Genomic DNA, 11,968 nt, shown 5'->3' on the forward strand with positions numbered 1-11,968 from the left:
TTTTGAAATAAAGAAATTTTTTTGTAAAAAACTCTGTATAAACCAGGTTTATGGTCTCGCGACTACCCAGCTCCCCCCACAGAAGGACACAGAGGACGCAGAGAGCTAGATTGAAACTTGCTTCTCGGGGAACTCGGGGAAGTCGGGGAAGTTTTGACTGAGAGAGATTATTCGAAATTAGAATAATTCTTTGATTTTCTTTTGTCCTTTTGTCGTAACTATTCAGCAATGGAACTCCCCGCGCGGATCTCACTGAACTCACTGATTTTTTCATTGAAAATATAATTTTGTGGATTTTTTAGACCTCAGGGAGGTCGTAACTTTGGTTAACCGCTGGTCGCAGACCTGCGGGCTGCCGGTGGGGGTGTGAAGAAACCCCATCAAAGGGACGGTTCTTTTGATGGTGTTTGGGGATAATTAATTAGTAATAAAGTGTTTGTTTATAATATTTTTTAAAAATTATGACGAAACTAGGTTTTGTCAATTACTAGCAAAAATAATAGAATGTCAATAATCGGGCATATTTTAGCAATGTGTAACTAATTATATATAAACACACTACACCGATATACCATCAAAAGAACCGTCCCTTTGATGGGGGGGGGATTGTCCCTTTGATGGGAGCTATTTATTCCCTTTAGCCCTGTTATGGCTTTTGCACAGCATCTCGCAGTTTGAGATGTCCGTTGCTCCGCCTTTGCTCCATGCCGTCACATGGTCAGCGTCCATTTCCTCGATTTTCCAGATGCGAGTCCTGTTGGCGTTGTCGCTCATAGCACAGTATGGGCAATTACTATGTCCTGCCGCTTTTGCCACAGAAGTCTGCAAGGCATATTTGGCTTTGCTGGTGCTCTTGTCAAAAACGCGAACATTTAGTAACGATTTATCTTGCTCGCCTCCAAGGACAAACTCAAAGATTCCACTTTTTTTGTTCACACATTCATCGGCAAGTAAATCATCTATTCGCTCGCGAAGGTTCTGTGTCTTGTAGGGATTGTTATGATATTTCTCGAAGAGTTCGCCCCATGGTAATCCCCTCATTTCCTTGTAGGGTAAACCAAAGACTCCCTTTGCCCAGTCAATAACGGTGTCAAAGTAGATTTGCAACTCCTGTATTGTTGTGTCTTGGCGATGAAGGCTCATGTATCCATCAATATTCTTCTCGCCAAGAGCCACCCAGGACAGAGCCGTGCGCAAGATTTCTTGACGCTTGGGGTCGCCCTTGATGTAAGAACTCCACTTCTGTATTTGTGGGTTGTTGCTATTACTATATTGTTCTTTTGCTTTAGTTACAAAAGGACCCGAGTAGATGGCATTCAATAGTTCCTGCTCGTTGAGTGGAACTCCAGCAATGTTGATTGTCTCAAACCATTTCTTTATCTCAGGTTCATCGCCCTCACAAATATAGATGGTGAGAGGATAACCGAGAATCTTTTCCTGCTTTGACTTGTCAAGACCACTGAACACCTGTTCCATTCCGTTCTCGTCCTTTATGGCAAATTTACCATTAATAAATCGACCGAGTGAGGTAATGCGTTGTTGCCCATCTAATACTTCATATTTATTCTCGCCAACCTTTACAAAATAAAGTAAACCAAGGGGATAACCGTTTAGCACACTGTCAATCACAAGTTCTTCTTTGTGTAGTTCACTATAGATATAATGACGTTGATATTCTGGCTGAATAACCAGTTTGCCAGCCCATCCAAACAAACCTTTTCCGTCAAGAGAACTATATACAAAACCTTCGCAAATGTCGCGAACGGTAAGATTGGTTAATAATGTTGTTTTCATTGTTGAGTGCGTCTGCGGATTAATATACGAGCATAAACAGGGACGCCATTTATAACACCACATCCTCCTTTATCTTTTGGTATTATAATATGACCTGCAATTTTTTCTAATTCAGGAAATGTCTTATTTGTATTTCCTGCTGCTAGTCCGATTAATTCAAACTGTTCTGGGCAATACTTATCCATATAAGTTACTGGTACACCCATTATCCCTTCATAATCTATAGGTATTGCATCAGAAAAAGGAACTTCTATCGCGTCATAGTTATCATAGTGCTTATAACCGATGCCTTTTATTTCTTTATGATGGGAAAACATTATATTATCTTCCATTGTCATGAGGTCAAGCGGTTGGTGACGACGACCGTGGTCGATGTTTGTAAACCACACAACACCAGATACACGAATCATTCCTTCACGATGATCTCCTGCCGTGGCTACATCCTCATAATTACTTATAAAGTGAGTCGCACCACCCTTGAAGCCTTTACCTAACCACATCTGATTATTCTTTATCAGTGGGAATACCTCTTTGTAGGTAATCGCATTCTGATTGCCAATTATTACAAACTTCTTTCCTGCTTCCATAATCCATGCCATAAACTCCCTGAACAGTGAGAATGGAGGATTGGTAATGATAATATCGGCTTCATCACGAAGGGCACACACCTCAGCCGAACGAAAGTCGCCATCACCTTCAAGGTAATCCCATTCAAGGTCTTCGATGTCTATCCGCCCATTGCTGTTAGTGTCACGGTCAAGCACAAATATCTTGCCATTTGTCTTGCTCTTGTCGGCATCAAAGTGCGGATTCTCTGTTTCAAATAAGGTTGGTTGCCAAGTCTTAATCTTCTTTGACTCAGGAGCAAAGGATGTTGAAATAATCTTCCTAATGCCATACTGTTCAAAATTTTGCGCAAAGAACTTAGTAAAGTTACTCCACTCGGGGTCATCACAAGGCAAAAGGATTGTTTTGTCACGGAACACATCGGGATTGTACTCGATGTAAGCATTCATCTCTTGCTGAATGTCAGCATACTGGGTATAGAACTCGTCGTTCTTTTCTGTTTTTGCTTTTCCAAGGTTTTTGTTTGCCATAGTAGTAAATCGTTTTGCACTGATCTACCACTCACGTGAGCGCACAAAAAGGGCATGAACCTTCTTATGCGTTCTCCGAGGCTTTGTCTGGAAACGGAACCTCATCCAATCTCTAAGAAATGCTCATGCCTTAGCATGAACACTGACTCTTATATAGATTGGATAAGGCTCACCTCTTCCTTAGAAGTTGCCTAACCACTATTTTTGTGTTCTTATTCCGATTAAGTTTTCCAGACAAATTCAGGAGAACGCAAATAATAGTCAATGCACGTAATATGTTAATATGTTTCTATTTCTGTTTTTTTATCTTGATTTATCAAGACCTTTTGTATTTGTTGATAATTTCGTTGTAATTCGTTGGATATAATAATCCAATACGCAAAAGTACTATTTTTTTCTAAATAATGAATTAGTTTTTTGAGGGATTTTGAGCGTAGCTACTAAAAAAAAGAATCAGCGAAAGATAAGCAAGGAGAAAATTGGAAACCCCATCAAAGGGACGGTTCTTTTGATGGTGTTTGGGGATAATTAATTGGTAATAAGATGTTTGTTTGTAATATTTTTTAAAAATTATGACGAAACTAGGTTTTGTCAATTACTTGCAAAAATAATAGAATGTCAATAATCGGGCGTATTTTAGCAATGTGTAACTAATTATATATAAACACACTACACCACTACACCATCAAAAGAACCGTCCCTTTGATGGGGTTTCGGACAACTAATTAGCAACAATTACATAAACAAGCGAAACTTGAATATGTTTATTTTCAGTGTATTTCTAGCGCAACGCCTCTACCTAGACACGAACTAAATACAAACTACCTCTAAGAAAAGGCGCTTCGCTTGAAATCAACTAAAAATTAACAAAAAATTTATTCTTCGTCAATATCCTCTTGTTACACAAAAGTATAAGTAGCATTATTACTAATGATGTTTTTCTGGTTTATTTCTGTTTTTTTCTTTTTCCCATCATTTTAGGACATAAAACCCTAATTCAATACTCTGTGGAGGGAAGTCGCAAACGGAAAAGGTCATCGTTTGATGCGGTTGCCCGTGGTTTTTCGTTTTTCGTCTTTCGTCTTTCGTAAAAATTTTAGTATCTTTGCAAATTGAAATAATATATTCAAAAATGAAGGAAGACAACGAAGAACTTGAATTGAACAACGAGTTACCAGAACGAGAAGGCAACGAGAATGATGCCGCCGATGATGGCGCAGAGGTGGGCCACTCGGCCTATCAGGTGCCCAAGGACAAGAAACTCCAGCTCTCGGGCATGTATGAGAACTGGTTTCTTGACTATGCCAGCTATGTGATTCTGGAGCGTGCCGTGCCGCACATCGAGGATGGCTTCAAGCCTGTGCAGCGACGCATCATGCACGCCATGAAGGAAGCCGACGACGGGCACATGAACAAGGTTGCCAACCTTGTGGGTATGACCATGCAGTACCACCCTCACGGCGACGCGTCGATCTACTCGGCCCTCGTGCAGCTGGGGCAGAAGGATCTGCTCATCGACACGCAGGGTAACTGGGGTAACATCCTCACTGGCGACGGTGCCGCTGCAGGACGTTACATCGAGGCACGACTCAGCGAGTTTGCCCTCGACGTTGTCTATAATGCCAAGGTAACCGAGTGGGGCATGTCCTACGACGGCCGCAAGCGCGAGCCTCTCACCTTGCCTGCCAAGTTCCCGCTGCTGCTGGCACAGGGTGCCGAGGGTATCGCCGTGGGCTTGTCGTGCAAGATATTGCCGCACAACTTCAACGAGATTATCGATGCCGCTGTGCACTACCTGCATGACGAGGAGTTCCACCTCTACCCCGACTTCCAGACGGGCGGTTACATTGACGTGAGCCACTATAACGACGGCGAGCGCGGCGGCAGTGTGCGCGTGCGCACCAAGATTGAGAAAATCGACAACAAGACCCTGCTCGTGAGAGACGTGCCCTATGGCAAGACCACCGGCACGCTCATGGAGTCGATAGTCAAAGCTGCCGAGAAAGGCAAAATCAAGGTGAAACGCGTGGATGACAACACAAGCGAGAACGCCGAGATCATCGTGCAGCTGCAGCCGGGCACATCGAGCGACATCGCCATCGACGCGCTCTACGCATTCAGCGACTGCGAGATCAGCATCTCGCCCAACTGCTGCGTCATCATGGACGAGAAACCGCAGTTCCTCACCGTGAGCGACGTGCTGCGCTACAGCGTGGACCGCACCAAGGATATTCTGCGCCAGGAACTTGAGATACAGCGCGACGAGACGCTGGAGACCCTGCACGGCGTGTCGCTCGAGAAAATCTTCATCGAGGAGCGCATCTACAAGGACAAGCAGTTTGAAAACGCGCCCAACATGGACGCAGCCGTGGCTCACATCGACAAGCGACTGGAGCCTTTCAAGCCGCAGTTCATTCGCGAGGTGACTACCGATGACATCCTCAAGCTCATGGAAATCAAGATGGCGCGCATCCTCAAGTTCAACATCGAGAAGGCCGAGAACTACATCGCCACTCTTAATGAGCGCATTGCCGACATCGACTACAAACTCGCTCACCTCGTGGAGCACACCATCAACTGGTATGAGGGACTCAAGGCCAAGTATGGCCACAAGTACCCGCGCAAGACCATCATACGCGAGTTTGACACCATCGTGGCGTCGAAGGTGGCCGAGGCTAGCGAGAAACTATACATCAACCGCGCTGACGGATTCATAGGCACCGGCCTGAAGAAGGACGAGTTTGTGTGCAACTGCAGCGACATCGACGACATCATCATCTTCTACAAGGACGGCAAGTACAAGGTCACCAAGGTGGCCGAGAAACTCTATGTGGGCAAGAACGTGATATACCTCAACGTGTTCAACCGCAACGACTCACGCACCGTTTACAACGTGCTCTACCAGGACGGCAAGGGCGGCACAGTGTTCATGAAGCGCTTTGCCGTGACCGGCATCACCCGCGACAAGGAGTATGACCTCACCCAGGGCAAGCCCGGCAGCAAGGTGATGTGGTTCACCGCCAACCCCAACGGCGAGGCCGAGGTGCTGCGCATCACCCTCAAGCCCAAGTTCAGGCTCAAGGTGCTGCAGTTTGACGTTGACCTTGCCGAGCTCGCCATCAAGGGCAAGCAGTCGCGAGGCAACATCGTCACCAAGAACGAGGTGCAGCGCGTCTCGCTCAAGAGTGCCGGAGCATCCACGCTGGGCGACCGCGAGGTGTGGTTCGACCCCGACATCCTGCGCATCAACTATGAGGGACACGGACGCTCGCTGGGCCTCTTCGGCGGCGAGGACCGCATCCTTGTGGTCATGAAAAACGGTGACTTCTACACCACATCGAGCGACGCAAGCAACCACTACGAGGAAGGTATCTTGCGCATCGAGAAATATGTTGAAGGCAAGGTGTGGACTGCTATCGTGGACGATGCCGACCAAGGCTACCTCTACGTGAAGCGATTCCCGCTTGAGGACAACGCCAAGAAACAGAGCATGAACGGAGCCAACGAGGAGTCACGCCTTGTATTGCTCAGCGACGAGAAATACCCACGGTTCAATGTCAAGTTTGGCGGTGCCGACGAGGCTCGCGAACCACTGGTGATCGATGCCGAGGAATTTATCGCCGTGAAGAGCTTCAAGGCCAAGGGCAAGCGCGTGTCTAACTATGAAATCGCCGAGGTCACCGAGATTGAACCTCGCGAAGTTCCAGAGGAAGAACTACTAGAAGATGCTCTGGTCGAAGAGACTCAAGTTGAAGCACCCGCCGAGCCTGCTCCCGAACCTCCTGCCCCCACGCTCAACACAGAGACAGGACAGTGGCAACTCTTTGGAAACGACGAGGAGAACAATGAAGAAACTACTGCCGAAGATAGTAAGCAATAGCATGCGCGTGGCGGCCGTCATGGTCGCCATCGCCACAGGCACTGCAAGCGTCGCCGCCCAGGATAATGGCAGCGACGGCAACGTTGCGCGGCCCATGAAATCGATTTTCACGGCCGACGTGGGCACAGTGGCGATGCAAGACACCTACCTCTCCCCCATCACCTACAAGGGCACCAACTTGCGGCTGGGTTACCAGCACATGCAGGCCCTGGGGCACGATCCCGAGCGATGGGTGCGAACCCTCGATGTGGGCATGGAGTATGACAACGTGCACAACATCGCGGGCAACAACACCATGCACGGCCTCTACATCGATGCACGCTGGGCACTCATGCGCCGCTGGCGAGACGTGATAGTCCCGGGGTTGCAGCTCATGGGAGGCGGTGCCGCAATGATGCACGGAGGTGTCATCTACAACCCGCGCAACTCTAACAACATCTGCTCGGTGAAGGTCCATGCGGGCATAGGCATTGCCGGCTGTGCCGCCTATCCAGTCAAGATAGGCAAGTTACCAGTCACCCTCAGCTATCAGATGTCGGCACCCGTCATCGGGGCATTCTATTCGCCCGACTACGACGAGTCCTACTATGAAATCTACGTGGGCAACCACAGCGGCCTCGTCCACGTGGCATGGCCCGGCTCACGCTTGGAAATAAACAACCTCGTGAGTGCCGACCTTAGATTGGGAGGCACAATCCTGCGACTGGGGTACCGTCACCATGGCATGAGCTCTAGCATCAACAACCTCACTACGCGCCACTCATCACACGCGTTGGTAATAGGCCTGGGCGGAGACTTCCTCTCGGTGGGAGCCAAGAACCCTCCGGCACGCACAGTCACAGCATTCTGAACTACTTGATAATAAACATAAAACCATACTATAATTATGAAAAAATCAACTCTTACACTATCAATCGCCGCAATGGCAATGGCGCTTGTAATCACCAGCTGTTCTAAACCAGAACCAAAGACCTTGATTAAGCAAGCTGTTACAAAATTTAATAACTTCAAGAACACTGTGGATTACGAGTATGACGAGAACGGAACACTTCTCGCCGAGACCACAACAACCACAGGCGAATATGGGTCAACCAACAAGAATGTCTATGAATATGACGAAAACAACCGCCTAATCTCTTTAACTTGCAAATATGACGGAAGTCCTTCAAACAAGGAAACTTACACCTATAACGAGAACGGCGACACGCTCACTTATATGTCTTCCTTCTACAATGATGGCTCATGGGAAGTGATGCGGAAAATAATGTTCACCTACGACGACGAGGGCAAGCTGTCACACAAGTATGTGTGCAGTCGCTACGGAGCCGAGGGCGAGGGCGAAATTGAGTTCCCCAACCTGCTCGACGACTTTGAATATGACAAAAACGGCAATCTCGTTGCACGCACCTATTATAACCCCGACTATGAGCACGGCAGCTTTGAGTATGTTGACCTCTCTGATAAGACCAGCGGATCATTCCGCACTGAATTTCAAGACTATGTGCGCAGCTACGTCCTGGATGGCCCCACTAAAGAAACCTACACCTATAATGCACAAGGCAAACTCGCTGGCGTGAAGAGCAATGGCAAGCCCACCTGCACCCTCACCTACGATGCCAACGGCAACCTCCAGAAAAAGCACACCACCTACATATGGACCGACGAATACTTCTGCGACGAGACGTTCTCCTACGATAACGCCGGACGCCTGCTGACGCACAAGACTGCATATAGCACCGAAAGCGAGAACATCAAGACCTATAAGTACAACGAAAAGGGCGACACGCTGGAAATCATTGAGACTGTGAAATATGACGGAGCACCACAGGTAAACAGCAAGGTGCGCTACGAGTACTCTCCCGAGACTGGCAAACTCACAGCCAAATATTGCTTCGGGCTCACCGACGACTACGGCCACGACAGCATGAGCTTTGACAAGTACACCTACAATGAGGACGGCACTCTCGCTAAATACACATGCTACTCACCCAACTTTGAAACAGTCAATTACGAAGACATACGACTCAAGAAAGAATTTGACGGCGACGGAACTGCCGAACTCACCTATTACAAGGGCAAATATTCCCTGCAAGAATCTTTCTCAACCACATACTCTCACATCACCATTGAGGAAGACACTTCCATCCTGGGAACTATCAAGAAGAAGCTTTCGAGCATCTTCGGTGGCCTTTTCGGCAGCAAAACTGAGCAAAAGAGCAAGTCTGACATAGAATACGACATTTAAAAACACTATCATCATGATGAAAACCAAGTATTTCCTCTTCATCTCACTGCTCACCACCCTGCTCACGTTGAGTGCATGCGGCAGCCGTGAGGACAAGGTAGCCGACGCAGCCAAACGCTTTGCCGAAGCAGCTAACAACGGCGACGAAATGGCGTGTCGCGACATGTATGAAAAACTGGGCAAGATGAACGACTGCCATCTTGTGGACCATATCAACGACGACAAAGTTGAGGTTGTGGCCATCAAGGGTGATTCCATCTTTGAGGCTACTATGGACAAAGTGAAACTTGTGTTCCGCTGCAACGACAACGTGTGCGAAATTATCGACTCACGCATGGCGGTGGAATTTCCCAGCATCTTCTACACCATTGCCGAAGGCACCGGCATGCCCATGACCAAAATCTCTGACCAGCGCATTTATTCAATGCTGGGAAAGAACGGTGGTTTCATCACTTACCTCAAAGGACAGAACTACCAGATCAACAACCTTTTCCTCTCGGTGTCTAATGGTCGCTACTACTGGAATAACAACAATGGCACTACCAACTGCTACATGACTAATAACGTGACCAACAGCAGCAGCAAGCACATCGACGGCAGCGACTACAACGTTGAGTTCGTGGTGTCGCAGCGCAGCACCGGCAAGGAACTGATACGAGTCACCGCTCCGGGCCAGAGCATCATGCCCAACAGTTCAATACTGCTCACTAACAACGAGATCAAAGGACTCTATTCAATAGCAGTCAACCAAGACCTCAACTGGTACTCAAGCATTAAGGTAACACTTGACGACTATGCGCTCCTGAAGAAATACTACGACTTCAAGGGCAACGAGTACAGCCGCTATTCAGGATCAGCCAACGACTGATGCTGTCACGATGTTTTTCAGGGGATGAAAAGAGTTTGTCTCATTGAGGATTAACTACTCTCAACACAAACGGTTATGAAAGGATTATTCAGAATATTTCTGATTGCAGCCCTAGCAGTAGTGGCGGCAGGATGCACCGAGGAGCCCGAGCATGCCAACACGGCGCTGGGCAACTTCGATGCCCTGTGGCAAGTCATGGATGAGCACTACTGCTTTTTCCGGTACAAAGACGTGGACTGGAACGACGTGCGTGCACGCTACCGCAGCAAGATAACTGCCGGAATGACCAGCACAGAGCTTTTCGCCCTGTGCGGCGACATGCTCAAGGAACTGCAAGACGGGCACACCAACCTAGCTGCTGCCCACGATGTGTCACGATACTGGATATGGGAGAAATATCCTGTCAACTACGACGAACGCCTCATCGACGAACACTACCTCCACTTCGACTACCGCCGCGCCTCGGGCATCAAGTATCAAATTCTGGAAAACAACATCGGCTACATGTATTACGGCAGCTTCTCCAGCGGCATTGGTGAGGGCAACCTTGACCTCATCCTCAACTACCTCGCCACAGCCGACGGACTCATCATCGATGTGCGTAGCAACGGCGGCGGACTGCTCACCAACGTGGAAACCCTAGTGAGCCGATTCATCGACGAGCGCACCCTGGCAGGCTACATCAGCCACAAGACAGGCCCAGCACACGACGCATTCAGTGAACCCTACCCCTACTATTTCGAGCCCACACGCAGCCACACGCATTACCTCAAGCCCATCGTCGTGCTGGCCAACCGCGGCTCGTTCAGTGCAACTAACAACTTCGTGTCAATCATGAAGTCGCTGCCAGGTGTCACCATCGTGGGAGATGTCACTGGCGGTGGATGCGGCCTGCCATTCACCAGCGAGATACCTAACGGGTGGAACGTGCGATTCTCGGCAGCGCCCATCTACGACAAAAACCACAAGCTCACAGAGTTTGGCGTCGAACCCGATGTGCGCGTTGACCAAAGCGACGACGACACAGCCCGTCACCACGACACCCTCATCGACACTGCAATAAAAATCCTCACAAGTAACTAAACTTTCTTTTACTCGTCGTTACGGAACTCGAGGATGTCACCAGGCTGGCAGTCAAGTGCCTTGCAGATGGCTTCGAGTGTGGAAAAGCGTATTGCCTTGGCCTTGCCCGTCTTGAGAATCGACATGTTGGCCGGAGTGATACCTATTTTCTCGGCCAGTTCCTGTGATGACATCTTGCGTTTAGCCATCATAACATCTACATTTACAATAATGCTCATGGTCAATGTGATTTAGATGGTTAAGCGATTTTCTTCGTAGGCATGCAGAGCGAGGCGGTAAAACACTGCAACAACAAGCACAACGAGCGGAGTGGTAAACGGGGCCGTGTCGAGCACTACCTCGCGAGACCCATACAAGATGCCGCGGTTTGCCACGAATAATTCATAAAAGAAAGACACTGCCGCCATCACATACAGGAGCCTTACATTGCTGCGGGTAAAAACCTCATTCACGTCCATACCTTTCAAACTCTTGAAGATAAACATGAAAACCATGCTTATCATTACAATGTTTGTAATGGCATATCCTGCAAGTTCAACGTATTGAGCAACGATAGCCTCATCGTCATACCACACAATGGGAGCAATGTCAATGCCCAGATACACATTAAAGTTGATAAGCCCCGCAAACCGCAATAATCTCAAGATAATGACTAATGTCCACAGCCCCCAAGGGATGAGCGCCAGGAGACAAACGAGCTTGCTTGATTTCAAGATTTTATTGTCCATAATGATTGTTTAATAAACTAAAATTATTGTTTTACGATAATTAATTTCGGTACAAAGATAATTAATATTTTTCTATCACCAAAGAAAAAACAGAAAAAAAATTATTGAAAAACGATAATTATGTTTCGGTAACAATCGGGTAGGAGGTAAATGCTAATCACAAAAGGCATTTGCCTCCTACTTTCACATTTACCGACCTCCCACACCACCGTACGTGCCGTTCGGCATACGGCGGTTCTCTAATTGCGATGTGATTTGGAGCGGATGAGTCTG

Annotated in this window: 9 protein-coding genes; 5 read left to right on the top strand and 4 right to left on the bottom strand. The window is 47.8% G+C overall.

Annotated features, from left to right (window positions below):
- Positions 1-624: 624 nt before the first annotated feature.
- Both ACKI3C_RS07935 and ACKI3C_RS07940 read right to left on the bottom strand, forming a co-directional pair.
- Positions 625-1,794 carry an HNH endonuclease family protein gene (locus tag ACKI3C_RS07935; protein ID WP_407403796.1) on the bottom strand — a complete coding sequence of 390 codons (1,170 nt, stop codon included), beginning with the start codon at positions 1,792-1,794 and terminating at the stop codon, positions 625-627.
- Positions 1,791-2,891: an adenine-specific methyltransferase EcoRI family protein gene (locus ACKI3C_RS07940; protein WP_407403798.1), complete on the bottom strand. Its 1,101-nt coding sequence runs from the start codon at positions 2,889-2,891 to the stop codon at positions 1,791-1,793. Before ACKI3C_RS07940 ends, ACKI3C_RS07935 begins: the two co-directional genes overlap by 4 nt.
- 1,132 nt (positions 2,892-4,023) lie before the next feature.
- Here ACKI3C_RS07940 and ACKI3C_RS07945 point away from each other — a divergent pair.
- The 5 genes from ACKI3C_RS07945 (at position 4,024) to ACKI3C_RS07965 (ending at position 10,967) form a co-directional block, all read left to right on the top strand.
- Positions 4,024-6,771, top strand: coding sequence for a DNA gyrase/topoisomerase IV subunit A (locus ACKI3C_RS07945; protein WP_407403800.1), 2,748 nt, complete (start codon positions 4,024-4,026; stop codon positions 6,769-6,771).
- The gene (locus ACKI3C_RS07950) at positions 6,737-7,621 is read left to right on the top strand and encodes a DUF3316 domain-containing protein (protein ID WP_407403802.1); all 885 of its coding nucleotides are present in this window, start codon (positions 6,737-6,739) and stop codon (positions 7,619-7,621) included. Before ACKI3C_RS07945 ends, ACKI3C_RS07950 begins: the two co-directional genes overlap by 35 nt.
- Before the next feature lie 36 nt (positions 7,622-7,657).
- Positions 7,658-9,016: a hypothetical protein gene (locus tag ACKI3C_RS07955; RefSeq protein ID WP_407403804.1), complete on the top strand. Its 1,359-nt coding sequence runs from the start codon at positions 7,658-7,660 to the stop codon at positions 9,014-9,016.
- A 13-nt stretch (positions 9,017-9,029) separates the two neighbouring features.
- Positions 9,030-9,884, top strand: a complete 855-nt coding sequence (locus ACKI3C_RS07960) for a hypothetical protein (RefSeq protein ID WP_407403806.1) — start codon at positions 9,030-9,032, stop codon at positions 9,882-9,884.
- A 75-nt stretch (positions 9,885-9,959) separates the two neighbouring features.
- The gene (locus ACKI3C_RS07965) at positions 9,960-10,967 is read left to right on the top strand and encodes a S41 family peptidase (RefSeq protein ID WP_407403808.1); all 1,008 of its coding nucleotides are present in this window, start codon (positions 9,960-9,962) and stop codon (positions 10,965-10,967) included.
- A gap of 8 nt (positions 10,968-10,975) precedes the next feature.
- Here the strand turns inward: ACKI3C_RS07965 and ACKI3C_RS07970 are convergent, their stop codons facing one another.
- The gene (locus tag ACKI3C_RS07970; protein WP_407403810.1) at positions 10,976-11,185 is read right to left on the bottom strand and encodes a helix-turn-helix domain-containing protein; all 210 of its coding nucleotides are present in this window, start codon (positions 11,183-11,185) and stop codon (positions 10,976-10,978) included.
- A 12-nt stretch (positions 11,186-11,197) separates the two neighbouring features.
- Entirely contained in the window at positions 11,198-11,695 is a 498-nt protein-coding gene (locus ACKI3C_RS07975) for a hypothetical protein (protein WP_407403812.1), read from the bottom strand.
- Positions 11,696-11,968 lie beyond the last annotated feature (273 nt).

The sequence above is a fragment of the Sodaliphilus sp. genome, assembly GCF_045598405.1.
Classification (GTDB): Bacteria; Bacteroidota; Bacteroidia; order Bacteroidales; family Muribaculaceae; genus Sodaliphilus; species Sodaliphilus limicaballi.